This is a genomic window from Trichocoleus sp. FACHB-262 (genome assembly GCF_014696035.1).
Taxonomy (GTDB): Bacteria; Cyanobacteriota; Cyanobacteriia; order FACHB-46; family FACHB-46; genus Trichocoleus.
Map to the genome: position 1 here is coordinate 141,488 of NZ_JACJPK010000034.1, position 16,239 is coordinate 157,726.

Sequence of the window (16,239 nt, forward strand, 5' to 3'; positions counted from 1 at the left end):
AAAAACTGTGCAGACTTGTCATGATTTTGTTTTTCCTGGGTCCAAATAGTTAGATTCGATACACTTTTCGCTGATTCGGGTGAGGGCAACCCACCATCAGCAAATTTTGAATAGAGATCTAAATATTAGGAGAATAAATTATGACTCGTCATGGACAAATGCCTCTCGGTGGTGAGAATCCTCCTCGCTCCACTTACTACGACCAAGGCAAGTTCGGACGGCTTTTTCCTTCACTTCCCCCTTTTGCAATGGATAGCCCCCAGCTCCGAGAAGCGCTGAAGGACATTGGCAAGAAGGGTGGCATTATGGACCCCAAAGACGACCTAGACGATCCAGTCGGTCTCATCACTAACCCAGCGAAGAACGTAGAGAATCCTAATAATCCTAATTTGACGGCTGGAATCACGTTTTTGGGTCAGTTCCTCGATCATGATATGACCTTTGATACAACTTCCAGTCTGGAGCGGCAACAAGACCCGGAATCGATCGCGAACTTTCGGGCACCCTTCCTAGAACTCGATAATCTATACGGTTCTGGACCGAATGCTTCGCCCCACCTGTACGACCAATCCAGCAACGGTGGGGGTATCAAGTTCTTAGTGGAACCGATTCCTGGCTCCGATGCGATCGCTCGTGACGGCAAGCTAAAATTCGATTTGCCACGAAATAGCCAGAATACTGCCTTGATTGGCGATCCTCGCAACGATGAAAACCTGATTGTCTCGCAACTCCACCTAGCCTTTCTCAAGTTTCATAATGCAGTGGTGGATCATGTGAAAGCAAAAACGGGTTGGACAAACCCAATGGAGGTATTTGCCGAAGCCCAGCGCTTGGTGCGGTGGCATTACCAGTGGATTATTATCCATGAGTTTCTCCCTGCCACAGTCGGCCACAAGATAGTGGAGAAGGTACTGGATAAAGGACGGAAATTCTACGATTGGCGCAATTTACCATTTATCCCGGTTGAGTTTTCTGTCGCAGCTTATCGGTTTGGACATTCTCAAGTGCGCCCTAGCTACCGTGCTAACTTTGGCCCCAAGCCAGACGATAGCGGCCAGTTTATCGCTTTAATCTTCGACGATGGCCGTCAGGGTTCACCCAGTTCAGATGCTTCCGACCCCAATGACTTACGGGGTGGCAAACGCGCGGCTCGTCGATTTATCGACTGGCAAACCTTCTTTGACTTTGGGGATAAGCGAGTTCGCCCCAACAAAAAAATTGATACTCAGCTTTCTTCGGTGCTCTTTGACCTGCCCGGAATTCCGGGTGCAGAGCCGCAATCATTGGCCCAGCGCAACTTGCTACGGCAACTTACCTTCAGTATGCCGTCAGGACAGCGGGTAGCCAAGGCCATGAAAGAAGATATCCTCTCCCCAGGAGATTTAGATGACCTCAAACCCTATCAATTGGAGACTCGGACTCCTTTGTGGTTCTACATTTTGCGGGAAGCGGATGTGCTTGGTGATGATGGTAAGCGCTTGGGGCCAGTAGGGGGTCGCATTGTGGCTGAGGTGTTTATTGGTCTGCTAGAAGGAGATCGGCATTCCTACGTGCGACAAGACCCGGCATGGCAGCCAACTTTGGGCAATGGTGGCAAGTTCACAATGGTTGATTTGCTAAAATTTGCAGGCGTGGTCACCAACCTGTAGTTCCACCATGCAATCAGGGTGCAGCTTGACCAAACTAGTCAGAGGGCGATCGCGCAATCTCAAATCAACAATCCTCAGCGATCGCCCCTGACTCAAAACTAACAACGATATGATGGCTAAAGACTCCCTCGCGGTTGGCGATCGCCATCTGATTCGTGCCAGTTCCCATGAATATTGCTCACCCAGCCCCTGACTCCAGCTTATCTACCTTTCATCGTCCCGAACTGCTGGCTCCGGCGGGAAATTGGGACTGTGCCAAAGCTGCTGTAGAGAATGGAGCTGATGCGATTTACTTTGGCTTAGATCGCTTCAACGCCCGCATGCGAGCGCAAAACTTTACCGAAGCTGACTTGCCAAAGCTGATGGAGTTTCTGCACCGACGCGGCGTGAAAGGGTACGTCACGCTCAACACCCTGATCTTTCCCAACGAACTCACCGAAGCTGAGCAATATCTCCGCACGATCATTGCCGCTGGAGTAGATGCAGCGATCGTGCAAGATGTGGGGATCTGTCGCCTGATTCGACATCTCTCCCCCGATTTCCCCATTCACGCCTCCACTCAAATGACCGTCACCAGCGCCGCAGGAGTGGAATTCGCCAAAGATCTCGGCTGCCATTTGGTGGTGTTGGCGCGGGAATGCTCTCTGAAAGAAATCAACAAAATTCAAGCCCAGATTGCTGAGCAAGAAGTGGCGTTGCCGCTGGAAGTGTTTGTGCATGGGGCACTCTGTGTGGCTTATTCAGGTCAGTGCTTAACTAGTGAGTCATTGGGCGGGCGATCGGCCAACCGAGGTGAGTGCGCTCAAGCTTGCCGCATGACCTACGAGCTGATTGCCGATGGGCAAACGGTAGATTTGGGCGATCGCAAATACTTACTCAGCCCTCAAGACTTGGCAGGGTTGGATGTGTTGCCAGAACTTGTAAAAACGGGAGTTACTAGCCTAAAAATTGAAGGTCGCTTGAAAGCGCCGGAGTATGTGGCGAATGTCACCCGCGTCTACCGTGAAGCTCTCGATCGCGTCATGGCTGGTCTGGGAGAACCTAACCCCCTAGCCCCCTTCCCCCGCAGGGAAGGGGGAAGTAGAGAGCCTCGGCAGACTGAGCGGCAAGTTGAACAGGGAGATCAAGACCATTACAACTTAGAGATGGCTTTCTCTCGGGGGCTTTCGACGGGCTGGTTTCGAGGCATTGATAATCAAGAACTCGTGCATGCTCGCTTTGGCAAGAAGCGGGGAGTGTATTTGGGCGAAATCACTCGTATCCGTCAAGACCAGATTACGGTGCGGCTGGAAGCTCCGGTGAAACCTGGAGATGGCATTGTGTTTGACAGTGGTCATCCCGAAGCCAAGGAAGAAGGGGGGCGGATCTATACTGTTGATTTGCGCGGACCAGAAGCTACATTAACCTTCGGTCGCGAGGCTCTGAACCTCCGCCGTATTCACGTGGGCGATCGCGTTTGGAAAACCAATGACCCCGAACTTGATCGAGAGATCCGCCAAACTTATTCCGGCGAGCATCCCCAATTTCAGCGGCCCATTCAGCTGGAGGTTCATGGTGAAGTGGGGCAACCCCTAGTTGCGATCGCTCGTGACGGATTAGGGCATGTGGTTCAGGTCGAGTCAACCATGTCACTGGTAGAAGCGCACAACAAACCCCTGACCATAGAGCGCTTGCAAGAACAATTAGGGCGACTGGGCAACACTCCCTTCGAGTTAGGGACACTAACTAACCACATAACTGGAAATGTCATGTTGCCCGTGAGCGAATTGAATCGACTACGGCGGGAGATGGTCGTTCAATTAGAGGAACTGAGAGCGCAACCCAAACGTTGGCAATTGCGATCGCCCGCTTCTTGGCAAGAGCTATTATCTCAACCTCTCTCTACGCTCAAAGCTCAGGCTAATTCACAGGTGCAAACACCCGAACTTGTGGTTCTAGTCCGAAACCTGAAACAGTTACAAGCAGCTTTAGCAGCAGGAATTCAAACTCTTTACTGCGAATTTGAAGATCCAAGAGCTTACCGAGACGCAGTTCAAATGGTGCGGAAGAAGAATGAAAAAGCTTTTTCATCTCTTCCCTCTATCTATGTCGCCCCGCCGCGCATTACCAAAGCTGGGGAGAACTGGATTCTGCAACAGGTGAAAGCTTGCGATGCGGATGGCTATCTGGTGCGAAATTATGACCAGTTGCAATTTTTTGGAGGCGATCGCTGTATTGGTGACTTCTCTCTCAACGTTGCCAATCCCTTGACCGCAGGTTATTTCAAGCAGCGCTATGGGTTGGAGCGTCTCACGGCTTCTTATGATTTGAACATGGCTCAGTTGGAAGCGCTGTTGACTAGCTGCCCTGCTGATTGGTTTGAAGTGACTGTGCATCAACATATGCCGATGTTCCACATGGAGCATTGTGTGTTCTGCGCGTTTCTCTCTGAGGGCACGGACTATACCAACTGTGGCCGACCTTGTGAGGAACATGAAGTAACACTACGCGATCGCGTTGGCGCAGAACATATCTTGCAAGCCGATGCGGGCTGTCGTAACACTGTGTTCAATGGCACAGCCCAAACTGGAGCCGAATATGTGCAACATCTCCTGAAGCTAGGAGTGCGGCACTTCCGAATTGAGTTTGTCAACGAAGCGCCAGAGCAGGTCGCACAAACCATTCAGCGCTATCAACAACTGCTGCAAGGAGAGATCACGGGTGCCCAACTTTGGCGAGAATTACGGCTCCAAAATCAGCTAGGAGTAACGCGAGGACCATTGGAAACGCGATCGTAATCCGGCTAGTTGGCTCCCATACGTAATGCTGCTTGCTGGAAATCTGTGGCGGCTTGCTCAGTAGCAGCAACTTCAAAAAAGGCAGCGGCGATCGCGGGAGAGAAGGTGAACGTATCTAACCCGTGAGTGGCAAGAAAGGTGATGTCGTCTACACTGCGGATGCTGGCAACTAGGAGACGAGTGGCACTGTTAACCCCAGCGAGCGATCGCTGCATTGCCACTAAATCTTCTCGTCCATTACGACCTAAATCGTTGATCCGACCCAAATAAGGAGCCGCATAGACACCTCTTAGCGCCGCAGCAATCAGAACTTGGTGGACCGCATAAACAGCAGTCAAAGTGATGGGAATGCCTGCTGCTATTAACTGCGCTGCCGCTGTCGCTCCAACTTGGGTAATCGGAACCTTCACCACGACTCGCTGATCAATTGCTGCCAAGCGCTGACCTGTACTCACCAATGCCTCTACAGTATTGCCCCATGTCTGCAATTGAATTTCTTGGGCTCCTAGGGCGAAAGCTTGCTCAGCTAACAGTTTTAATTGTTCTACTGTGCAAGGCACTTGCGATCGCTCTAGCAACAGCGGATTGGTAGTGATGCCATAAAACAAACCTGTGGGCAACCAAATCTGCCACTGCTTTAAATCAGCAGTATCGAGACACAAACGGATCTGGGGAGGAGTGGAATTGGCTGGGATAGGGCGATCGCGATCTATCATGCGGTTTCAAAAATCAGGATTGTATCATTTCATCCCATTGGTAGAGCAGCACCCGCGCTATACTGCCCGAAAAATCACCCTTGAGTGTACTGCGAGAGCAGGGGAATACTTGTCATCTTGAAGGAAGTTACTTTTAGATAAATTTTTTACCACTTATCTCTCTCACTTTAGGCGCTAACTTGCTAGGAAATGCGATGGAACTGTCCTTAGGGCTGCTAAAGTCACTGTTAGTTGTATTGGATTTTGTAGACTTCTTACTTGCGCCATCTGGACTCATCATTCTACTTAGTTTAGGTACCTATTATTGGCTACTCCAAGTATTAGGACTTGGTCTTTAAGTGAAAGGTTTACTTGGAGAAGCGATCGCGGCCATGCGGCTCCCGGAGATTGGTAATATCAGGCCCCAGAGGAATGATGCCACCAGGGTTGAGTGGAAACAAATTGCCGTAGTAGTCCTGCTTTACAGCCTCTAAATTGCAGGTATCTGCTACACCTGGAAGTTGGTAAAGGTCGCGCAAATAAGGCCCTAAATTTTTATAGTCTTGAATTCGGCGCCGATTACATTTAAATAGCCCGTAATACACCACATCAAAGCGGAATAAGGTAGTGAACAAACGCACGTCTGCCAAAGTTACGCGATCGCCACAGAGATAACGGCTCGTTTCTAAAGCCGCATCAATCTCATCTAAAGCTCCGAACAACTCCTCACAAGCTTCTTGATACGCAGCCTGGGTTTGGGCAAAACCGCAACGATACACGCCATTGTTCACAGCGTCATAGGTTTTCTCATTCCAAGCATCAATCTTTTTCTGGAGATCTGAGGGATAGAGATCCAAAGCTGGTTGTTGAGCGAACTGATTCAACTCCGAGTTCAACATCACGATGATCTCGGCACTTTCGTTATTCACAATAGTGTTGGTTTCCGTATCCCAAAGCACCGGAACCGTACAGCGTCCGCTATAACCTAGTTGCGCGAGTTCGTACAGATCTACCAAGCTGCGGCATCCTGATTCTGGCTGGTTGAGTACCCAACCTCCCTCTGTGGGAGAAGGAGAGACAACGGTGATCGCGATCGCATCTTCGAGTTGCTTGAGGGCTCGTACCACGAGAGTCCGGTGCGCCCAAGGGCACCCTAGCCCTACATAGAGTTTGTAGCGTCCAGTTGCAGGTTGGTAAGGATTGTCTACCGCTGTACTAATAAAGTTGCGGAATTGGCTGCTAGGCCGCACATAGGCTCCCGATTGATTCCGAGGAGCCAGTTGGGACATCATCAGGTGCCACATGGTACTCCAGGTAAACTTACCAAACTGAATGATCAGTTTAGGTGGGAGAGCTCTGCGCTTTTTTTTTGCCGTCCCAACAGATGCAGGCTTGACTTCGCTGGATGCGGTTGGGGTAGGAGTGGGTTGGGACATAGCACCAAAGATGGAAAGATTGAGTTGAGCAGGGCTGGCAATATCTCTAACTTAACGCGAAGGATTTGCACACGAAGGATTAGGACTGAGGCGACTGCAACCATCCACATCAGTTTGCTGACGACTACCGAAAATATTTCTGTTTTAGCTTGTTCCAAATGCGTTGTAGTTGCAGTGTTTTAACTCGCGTTTTAGTCAAGCTAGGAATATTGGAGGAGTGATTTTGCTTGTGATCAAAAAACTCATTAACTTCTTGCAAAATTACTGTTAGACGCTGAATAATATTCGCAGTACGATACTCAGAGAAAAACTGCTCTGACAAATTAATTGGTGTTGCTATCTTAACCAATTCAAGAATGCGTTGCACGTCGTACTCTAAGGAGTAGCCAGCAATTTTATGACAATTAAATCCAGGATCTAAGTAATCGGATAAGCCACCGTTGACGCTGGAGAAAACTTGACAGCCACAGGCCATTGCTTCCATTGGTTGCAAGCCGAATCCTTCGCTTACCCCTTGCTGCGCCCAATATTCTGCGGAGTCATAGAGATAGACTTTGGCACGGTTAAACAGTTTGTCTAGATCTGCGACGTAGGAATCAACCACACAAACATGACACTGTTGTTGCAAGGCCGGAATGAGTTCTTGTAGCAGATATTCTGAAGATTTTCGCACCTGAACCAACACATCAATATTGCGTTCGAGATTGAGATTTTGAAACTGATCAGAAATCTGGTTGGGTAGGTAATAAATTAACGAGTTCGGCGATCGCTGGCCCCAATAACCCATCGTATTACGACTCACGGTAATGATCGGAATCCCCGGCGGCAGGTTAAACGGATAACCAGAGCTGTGAGCATGATAAATCACATGATAGGGTTTGAGCCTGGTAGCCAATTTCCCGACATCAAAGCCCCAACTAATGACAAAAATAATGTTTTCTAAGTTCTTCTGCTGTAGCACATCGTCTAAAAACAGCGTGGTGTTTTCCCGCTGCCGATACGTGACGACTTCAGCAGAGCAAATTTGTTGAGCGAGATTGAGAGTCTTTAATTCTGCCCACAGCCCACCACAGGCAAATTTGCCGCCTGTCCCCGGAACTAAGAAGTAAAGCTTCCTCATCACCTCAACCCTCCTCTGCGCATTAGCGTGGGCTAGCTGCCGCACAATCGCCACAAAATCGCCCGTAGATTAGCCTACCTGATTTGCGGTTAAGCAAGTTGAGCAATCGCCTGAGGTCACTCGATTCTTTTCAACCTAACGGCGCTGAATTGGCCAGCCCGAATCAGGTAGGCTGTGACAATATGGCGATCGCGAAGGAAAGCAACAAAATGCCAAATCCTGAGAAAAATATCATCAAGCTCGAACCTGGAACTCTGTTGCTGATCGTATCTGCCCTGATTCTCTTACCCTTGCTGTTCGTGGGTTTTCTCTCACAATAACCTTTCAACCAGCGTTGATTCAGGCAAGTTTAGGTAGTAGGACTGTAGGGAAAACCTCCCTCTAGGCCCGTCGGAATGTGCCAAGATCAAAGCAGTGTTTATCGAGCCACTACCAATGTCTGTGTACAATTTACCCCTAGAAAACAGCATTGAAAGATTGCGGGAAGTTCGTGCTGCTCTACTACGCTTACACAAAGCTCTACTAGAGTTTGAACGGGTTAATTATGAGCAGTTCTTTGGCCGCATTCAGTCCAAGGGTGAGTACTTTCAGCTGGTTGTAAATCACGACTGGTTTAGCTGGCTCCGTCCCATTTCTCAATTTATTGTTCAGATTGATGAAGCCCTCAGTGCGAAGGAGCCAATTACAGTCGGTGCCGCTAATGAGCTGCTTAGTCAAGCTCGCCAAATGCTGCGACCTGCTCAGGATGGGAGGACCACGTTAGAAAAGCGGTACTATCGCGCTATCCAACAGGAGCCAGAGATTGCTTTGCTGCACGCAGACGTATCCCAACTGCTCGCAAGTGCATCTCGGCCCCAGTAGCGTTTTGAGCTTGCTAGCCTTCCAGTTCTGACAAATTTACCTCTACAGAAGAGCGTAGGCGATCCACCTCTAACTCAAAGGGCGATCGCCTACGCTGAACAATGAAATCTGTTGAGAAATCTTAGGTAACGAGAGTCACGGCTCCTGTATCTAGGTCGTATCGTCCCCCCACAATCTTTAGCTTGCGCTCTAACTCTAGCTGGGCTAACACACTAGAATTTTGCTTTAGCTGCTCAACTTGATACTGCACATTTGCAGTCACCGCTTGATCAATTTGCTGATTGACATCAGCCGATTTAGTTTTAATGCTGGCCAGCGCGGGCTTAATGGCTTTGACAAACGTACTGACGTGGCCCGGAAGCGCCCCTCCTTGAATTGCCGCTGTCACAGCACCGCAGCGTTCGTGCCCAACTACCATAATCAAGCGAGTTCCTAAGAGAGCCGCCGCATACTCTAGGCTGCCCAAGACCTCCGGGGTCACGACATTGCCAGCGACACGCACATCAAACAAATCACCGATACCTTGGTCAAAAATAATTTCTCCAGGTACCCGTGAGTCAGCACAAGTCAGTAAAGTGGCAAAGGGGTGCTGTACCGTTGCCACTGCCTGTAAATCTCTCGCTGCTTGGTGCGGGTACTGCCGTTTTTGCTGCATAAACCGCTGATTGCCATCCAGCAATCTTTGTAATGCCGCCTCTGAACTCACTGCCTCAGAATTTTCAGTCTCAGCGGTGGACTGATCGGCATAGGCAGGCTCAGCATATCTCAAGCTAGTAGCTGTCGCAGCGACCAAGCCAACTCCACCGACTCCAAATAGCTTTAATAGCTCTCGGCGACTCGTCCGTTGACTCATTTGTTTCATCGCGTCTCTCACCTTTCTTCACGAATGACTGATTCTTTTTAGCAATCAACTAGTAGGCGATCGCCCTGTTATTGCCCTGTTATAGAGAAGACACACACTTCATAGTGCGGATCTCCATCACATCGGAAATAAAGCAAGATCCCCCAAACTTATTCAGAATAGGTCGCACAATTTCCACAACAGATTTAAGGATGTCAGGCGAGCAAAAGGCAATGACATAAGCGTTGTCTAACATCGTCACGGCAGAGTCATCAAATACGCCGCCACGCACTCCCTTGCCTGCCACATTACGAATCACGGTGTAACTAGAAACCCCACCTCGTTCCAAGGCGCTGATGATTTTGCCTAACTCTACGGAGTCTGAAAAAATTTCAATTTTTTTTACCACATGCATGATCTTATCTCCATAGCAAATCGATCCCGTACAAATACAAAGGAATGCCGAAAATGATGTTAAAGGGGAATGTCACAGCTAAAGCCGTAGAGATATATAGACTCGGATTAGCTTCTGGAACCGTTAACCTCATGGCGGCTGGCACAGCGATATAAGAGGCACTAGCGCACAACACAGAAAATAGGAGGGCATTTCCTGGAGGCATCCCAATCAGCTTGGCAATCAGCAGCCCAATTCCAGCATTAAGTATTGGGATCAGTATGGCAAATGAGATCAGAAATGGACCAGTTTTCTCTAAATCTTTAATTCTTTTGGCGGCGACTAAACCCATATCTAGCAAGAAGAAGGTCAGGACGCCATAAAACATATCCTGTGTAAAGGGAGATAAGACTTTCCAGCCATGCTCCCCCGTCAAAAAGCCAATAATCAGGCTACCAACTAGCAAGAAAACTGAACCATTCAGAAATGCTTCTCGCAAAACTTCAGGCCAAGAAAAATCCCGCTCTGTCTGATCCTGAGTAAAGAGATTGACCAAGATCAATCCCACAATGATCGCTGGAGACTCCATCAGAGCCAGGGCAGCCACCATGTAGCCATCAAAGTCAATACTTAGTTGTTGTAGGAATGAGCTAGCGGTAATAAAGGTGACGGCACTAATCGAGCCGTAAGTTGCCGCGATCGCGGCAGCATTATAAGCGTCAAGCTTAATCTTCAGAATAAAGAACGTGTAGATCGGGACTAAGCACGCCATCACAATTGCTACCAGCATCGTCAGGAACACCTCCTGATTCAGGCCGCTTTTAGCAAGTTCTACCCCTCCCTTAAAGCCGATTGCAAACAGCAAGTACAGTGAAAACAGTTTGGGGATCGGTGGCGGAATCTCCAAGTCTGACTTCACAAAAACCGCTGTCATTCCCAAGAAGAAAAACAGCACTGGTGGATTCAAGATGTTAGACATAATCAGGCTTACGTCCATATCCACCCCTCCACATTGCTTAAACAGCAATCTAATACAGCTTGCTTCATGCTAGGTCGTGAAATATTCAGTACTCAGTCATCATAGTCTTGTAGAAATACTGGATGGCAAGGCAGAAAAGTTACATTTCTATGTAATTTACTGTCATTTCTGCATGTACTTCTGGATGAAACCTTGAAACTTGCTAGCCAAAGGTTTAAGCCTGTCTACGGTTTTTTCTCTTATCCTTACAACCTGTTCTTATAACCTATTGCGGATTGCTATATCTGGCTGAGTTGCGAGAACTATAAGGTGGGCTAAATAATGCCCACCTCAGTTTTTAGACTGCATGTGCCAAGTTTAATCTAGGCATCTCGCGTTAATGTATGTACGCGATCGCCTTACCTATATCTTGGCTGGATTGATTATGCCTTGAACTTCTCGGTAATGCGCTTCATAGCTTCTTCTACGTTTTCACGGCTGTTAAAGGCGGAAATGCGGAAGTAGCCCTCACCCGCAGCTCCAAAGCCCGAACCAGGAGTGCCGACGACATTGCAGGTCTGTAGCAATTTATCAAAGAAGTCCCAGCTAGAGAGATTGTTGGGCGTCTGCACCCAGACATAAGGTGCGTTCACACCACCGTATACCGCTAATCCTGCGGCAGTGAGTTGCTCGCGAACGATTTTGGCGTTTTCTAAGTAGAAGCTCACGAGCGCTTTAGTTTGCGCTTGGCCTGCTTCTGAGTAAACCGCTTCAGCCCCTCGCTGCACAATGTAGGATACACCATTAAACTTAGTGGATTGGCGGCGGTTCCACAGCTTCCACAGTTCTACATCCGAGCCATCGGCGGCTTTAGCCTTGAGGTTTTTGGGCACCACAGTCAAGGCACAACGAGTTCCGGTAAAGCCAGCATTCTTCGAGAAGGAGCGGAATTCGATCGCGCAATCCTTGGCTCCAGGGATCTCGTAGATGGAGTGAGGAATGGTTGGATCGGTGATAAAGGCTTCGTAAGCAGCATCAAAGAAGATGATCGAGCCGTGGGCTTTGGCGTAGTCTACCCAAGCTTGGAGGTGTTCTCTGCTAGCGGTTGCGCCTGTGGGGTTGTTGGGGAAGCACAGGTAAATTAAGTCTACCTTCTGAGTAGGAATCTCCGCGGTGAAGTTATTCTCTGCGGTGACAGGGAGGTACACCAAGCCCTCAAACTCACCTCTGTCATTGGCTGCGCCCGTGTGGCCTGCCATGACATTGGTATCGACATAAACCGGATAGACTGGATCCGTTACCGCAATCGTGTTGTTGTCGCCAAAAATATCTAGGATGTTACCTGTGTCGCACTTCGAGCCATCCGAGATAAAAATTTCATCGGCGCTGATGTCACAACCGCGAGCTTGGAAGTCGAACTGAGCAATTTTCTCCCGCAACCAAGCGTAGCCTTGCTCTGGACCGTAGCCTCGGAACGAACCGCGATCGCCCATGTCTTCCACCGCTTGAATCATCGCGGCGCGACAAGCTTCAGGTAAGGGTTCGGTGACATCCCCAATTCCCAGTCGAATAATTTTTGCTGCTGGGTTGGCCTCAGCAAAGGCATTGACTCGGCGAGCGATCTCAGGGAACAGGTATCCTGCTTTGAGCTTGAGGTAGTTATCGTTAATCGTTGCCATGATGGATTGATACAAGTGCCGTAAACCAGCTTACTGCCAACTGTTGCGTTAGGAGCTGTTGTCGTCCGTTCTCAGCTCCTAACGCCTGCGGCAATCGATCAGGTACCAGATCAATCTTGGACTCTAGCTGTTCTTCCAACGACGCTTCATGATGGATAGGCTACCTAAAGCACCTAAGGCCACTAAACCTACGGCTGGGCTTGTTTCAGGTACATCTACCTGGTCCACAAGTAACCCAGAAACGAAGTCGCCATCTCCCACATCAACGACTCCAATTCCGAGGGTATAAGTGTCTGATTGGTCAAAGGTGTAGGAGAACTCCTGAAAGCCAGTTTCCCCAAAGAACAAGCTATGGTCAGCAAATTGAAAAGAGCTATTCAGGGTATCGGCTAAGGGGAGCAACACAGTATTTAAGTCAGATCGGCGCTGTAGAGATACGAAGGCAAAATCATTGAAATCTTCAAAAGAGCTGTTATCAACTGCCTGAGTAAACTCCTCAGTCAGGAAATTCCAGGCAAAGGTGAGCGATTGGCCTGCGTTAGCCTTAAAAGTTTGCTTAATTGCTGAGCCTTCAATAATTTCTCCGGTTGCCAGACTAGACAAAGTATTGTCGGACAAAAAAGATGAGGGTAAATTCAAAAACTCTTCTAAGTTTTCAAAGCCTGTGACAAAAGATGCGATCGCGGCATCACCCCCGATAATCTCGTTTCCTTGGGTATCAAAACCAAGTAACTCTTGATAAGCAGTAGACAAGAAAGCTTGAGATTTCCCTTCTACCGGACCACTGCCAAATTGCTCCGTCTCAATCGTTGTTTCACCAATGGTTTCCCAACCCTTAAAACCCTCTTCAAAACTACCGTTAACCACATCTGCTTTCCCGGCTGTAGGAAAAGCCAGGCTGGTTAGAAGAACGAGCGCCGTAAAACCGAAAGTATTTTTGATCATGGGTTTTTGAATAAAATGATGCCAGCAATTTTACTTACCTCTCCTCAATAAAGGATGAATGGGTTAAAAGCTGATTAATCTTGAATTAATGCCAAGTCAAGTTTTGCCTTTATTATCAAACACCACACTTTTGGAATAGTTACAGCAAAAGTTAGTCTATCTAAAGAAATGGATATGGGTTCTTGCCGGAAGTGTATGCTGAAGGGCGATCGCATATTAAGAAGTTATTAATAGAAATTCAAGTCCTCATTAACCCGAAGATTAACTGACCTTAATTTCTTCAAGATATGGTTTTTGAGGGGCAAATAAATGTATCAATTACAAGCACCCAATTCGTAAAAAATACGGATTGAGTTAATCAATGAGGGCCAGTCAATAAACCACTCAACCTTGGTTTTTGTCTGTTACAGCTCAGCTTGGATGCGAAGAATGCTTTGAGCCCAAAAGTTCCTAGTGATCCTTAAAGAGAGAGTTTCATGTCCAAGTTCACCCGCAGACAACTGCTAATTTTCTTCGGGAGCAGTGCTGGTGCTGCCGTGCTGGCTCCTACCCTCGGCAATAAACTATTTGGCACTGACACTAGTGCTGCTGAAGCAGCTCAACCTCTGAAACTAACCCCGCTACGCTTACCGCATCCTTTGCCTATCTACCAAGAGCAGCCCAGCTACCTACCGACAGGAATCAATCAAGGTCAGGTTTTAAATCCAACGACTGACACCAGGCTTACTAGCTACACCGTGTTAGACGATGTGGTAGTGCCGCCAGAGTATGAGCGCTACATCATTGTGAGTTGGGGCGATCGCGTCTTCCCCAATCCAGAAGACTATTTTGGCTACAACAACGACTACACCGCCTTCATCCCTACCAACCGAAGTTTGAGTGATGGCTATCTCTGGGTTAACCACGAGTATATTTCCTTCCCCTTCTCTGGGTTGGCTCCAGAAGCCCCCACAGATGTTCAGGGAACGCCTAGCTCTTATCCGTTAGTTGTGGGCCAAGATTTGCCTAACACCAAAAACCTGCAACTATTCGGTGAGTTTCTGTATAACATCGGCGGCTCTGTGGTCCGGATTTCTCGTCAAAGCCGTAGCGATCGCTTTAGTGTCGTCAAAGGAGATGCCAACAACCGCCGCCTGCATGGTTTGTCTGGGTTAGGAATCAACAGCCAGCGATCGGACGCATACAAAGGGATCACAGCCTGGGGCACTCAGAGCTACCAGCAAGGCGATCAGAACTACCTACTCGGTACGGGACCTGCTGCCACTCAGGTCTTCAACCTCAGTACAGATGGGTTAGGAACTAAGATTATTGGTACAGGCTTCAACTGCTCCGGTGGCACTACACCTTGGGGCACGGTGCTTTCGGCTGAGGAAAACTTCCAAGGAGCGGCAGCTTTCTTTGTCGGGGTCACAGAAGCGGTACAACCCAATGGTACTCAAGCCAGCTACACTCCAGGCACCACGGGCGAGGCCTTTGGCTTAGTGGGTGAGAAATATGGCTGGATGGTAGAAGTAGATCCAGCAAATCCTGATTTCCGTCCCCGCAAGCACACGGCGCTGGGTCGCTTCCGCCACGAAAACATTGCGATGCGAGTGGAAGCGGGCAAGCAATTAGTGGGTTACATGGGCGACGATCGCCGAGGTGGACATACTTATAAGTTTGTCAGCAGTGGCCGAGTCACATCTCCTAACGACAAAAATAACAGTCGCCTGTTTGAAGATGGCATTTTGTATGTGGCCCGCTACAACGCGAATGGCACTGGAGAATGGATTCCGCTGCTGCTGAATGCCCCAACCAACCCCATTTCTCCCACTGTGCTCGCCTCGGTTGAGATTGCGGCTTTGGGCACTGCTACCAGAAATGGTCGTTTACCGCTGCCTAAGCGCGTTGGTATTGCAGGCCAAACCAGCAGTGGAGGTTCGCTCAACATTGAAACAACCAATGAAGCGACATTCTTGCCTGACTACCGGAACAAGAAGTTATCAGACTTCTACACCAGTCAAGGAGCGGTTTTGGTGGATGCCTTCTTAGCCGCCAACTTGATCGGAGCGACTCCCACAGCCCGCCCCGAAGACATCGAAGTTCACCCCCGCACCAAAGAAGTCTTCATCGCTTATACCGACGGGGCTCCAGGTGGGGATGGCTATCCGGATTCCCGTATCTTTGTCGTCTCCAAATACAGCCCTGACGTTAGAGACGACCAACCTTCCGGCGAACTGTTCAAGATTATAGAGAATAGCGCTGATGGTACGGGCACCTCTTTCCGCTGGGAGCGCTTAGCCAAGGGAGGGGAAGCAGGCACCGAGAACGGCGATGGCTTTGCCAATGTGGATAACCTGGCCTTTGACAGTCAAGGAAATGTCTGGGGTGTCACCGACATGTCTACAGCCGCTCACAATGGTTTTGATGTAGGGGCAGCCGCGAATCCACTTCTGATTGAGCATAGCGTGGTGGGGGCAACCGCACCGAGCCAAACCGACTCCAACAAAAATGTCCAGACTTCTAATTTGATTGGTGTGTTTGGCAACAACTGGCTCTTCTTCATCCCCATGAGCGGCCCAGATGCTGGAACAGTGGTGCCCTTCGCCTACGGTCCTTTCCGCTGTGAAATGACAGGACCAACTTTTGTGGGAGATACCTTAATTCTTTCGGTACAGCATCCCGGTGAAGATTGTCCGTTCAGCCCTCAAGTACCTCTGAGCCGGGATATTGAGATGCTGAATTTGGATGGTACTCTGTTCACTCAACGGCGATCGCTGTTGCGGGGTAGCAACTGGCCCAGCAATATCCAGGGAAATCCCGAAGGCCCACCCAAGCCCGCAGTGATCGGCATCAGACGGAAGCAGTCAAATGGCCGCTTTGTTTAAACAACATCATGGCTAGT

General features: G+C 49.0%; 13 protein-coding genes. 5 read left to right on the plus strand and 8 right to left on the minus strand.

From position 1 onward, the window contains the following. Positions 1–140 precede the first annotated feature (140 nt). Positions 141–1,649: a heme peroxidase family protein gene (locus H6F68_RS07045; RefSeq protein WP_190557646.1), complete on the plus strand. Its 1,509-nt coding sequence runs from the start codon at positions 141–143 to the stop codon at positions 1,647–1,649. A gap of 167 nt (positions 1,650–1,816) precedes the next feature. Further along, positions 1,817–4,426: a U32 family peptidase gene (locus H6F68_RS07050; RefSeq protein ID WP_190557649.1), complete on the plus strand. Its 2,610-nt coding sequence runs from the start codon at positions 1,817–1,819 to the stop codon at positions 4,424–4,426. A 5-nt stretch (positions 4,427–4,431) separates the two neighbouring features. On the opposite strand, the gene H6F68_RS07055 is transcribed toward H6F68_RS07050, so the two are convergent. The 3 genes from H6F68_RS07055 to H6F68_RS07065 all read right to left on the minus strand — a co-directional run bounded on the left by H6F68_RS07055 (position 4,432) and on the right by H6F68_RS07065 (position 7,677). Beyond that, positions 4,432–5,142, minus strand: a complete 711-nt coding sequence (locus H6F68_RS07055; protein WP_190557651.1) for a transaldolase family protein — start codon at positions 5,140–5,142, stop codon at positions 4,432–4,434. Between the two features lie 347 nt (positions 5,143–5,489). Beyond that, positions 5,490–6,557, minus strand: coding sequence for a glutathione S-transferase family protein (locus H6F68_RS07060; protein ID WP_190557652.1), 1,068 nt, complete (start codon positions 6,555–6,557; stop codon positions 5,490–5,492). Positions 6,558–6,681: 124 nt separating this feature from the next. Continuing rightward, a complete protein-coding gene (locus tag H6F68_RS07065) occupies positions 6,682–7,677 on the minus strand; it encodes a glycosyltransferase (RefSeq protein ID WP_190557654.1) in 996 nt (331 codons plus the stop codon). 149 nt (positions 7,678–7,826) lie between these two features. On the opposite strand from H6F68_RS07065, the gene H6F68_RS07070 reads away from it, so the two are divergent. Both H6F68_RS07070 and H6F68_RS07075 read left to right on the plus strand, forming a co-directional pair. Continuing rightward, entirely contained in the window at positions 7,827–7,997 is a 171-nt protein-coding gene (locus H6F68_RS07070) for a hypothetical protein (RefSeq protein WP_190557960.1), read from the plus strand. Between the two features lie 115 nt (positions 7,998–8,112). Beyond that, entirely contained in the window at positions 8,113–8,538 is a 426-nt protein-coding gene (locus H6F68_RS07075) for a hypothetical protein (protein WP_190437695.1), read from the plus strand. A 121-nt stretch (positions 8,539–8,659) separates the two neighbouring features. Here the strand turns inward: H6F68_RS07075 and H6F68_RS07080 are convergent, their stop codons facing one another. The 5 genes from H6F68_RS07080 to H6F68_RS07100 all read right to left on the minus strand — a co-directional run bounded on the left by H6F68_RS07080 (position 8,660) and on the right by H6F68_RS07100 (position 13,355). Further along, the gene (locus H6F68_RS07080; protein WP_242016973.1) at positions 8,660–9,400 is read right to left on the minus strand and encodes a carbonic anhydrase; all 741 of its coding nucleotides are present in this window, start codon (positions 9,398–9,400) and stop codon (positions 8,660–8,662) included. A 79-nt stretch (positions 9,401–9,479) separates the two neighbouring features. Next, entirely contained in the window at positions 9,480–9,794 is a 315-nt protein-coding gene (locus tag H6F68_RS07085; RefSeq protein ID WP_190437693.1) for a P-II family nitrogen regulator, read from the minus strand. A gap of 4 nt (positions 9,795–9,798) precedes the next feature. Next, on the minus strand, positions 9,799–10,770 hold the full coding sequence (locus H6F68_RS07090) for a sodium-dependent bicarbonate transport family permease (protein ID WP_190437690.1): 972 nt from the start codon (positions 10,768–10,770) through the stop codon (positions 9,799–9,801). Between the two features lie 404 nt (positions 10,771–11,174). Next, complete coding sequence (locus H6F68_RS07095) at positions 11,175–12,410, minus strand: LL-diaminopimelate aminotransferase (RefSeq protein WP_190557656.1); 1,236 nt, start codon at positions 12,408–12,410, stop codon at positions 11,175–11,177. A 123-nt stretch (positions 12,411–12,533) separates the two neighbouring features. Then, a complete protein-coding gene (locus H6F68_RS07100; RefSeq protein WP_190557658.1) occupies positions 12,534–13,355 on the minus strand; it encodes a hypothetical protein in 822 nt (273 codons plus the stop codon). A gap of 476 nt (positions 13,356–13,831) precedes the next feature. Here H6F68_RS07100 and H6F68_RS07105 point away from each other — a divergent pair, with 476 nt between their 5' ends. After that, positions 13,832–16,222, plus strand: coding sequence for a PhoX family phosphatase (locus tag H6F68_RS07105; protein ID WP_190557660.1), 2,391 nt, complete (start codon positions 13,832–13,834; stop codon positions 16,220–16,222). The last annotated feature ends 17 nt before the right edge of the window (positions 16,223–16,239 follow it).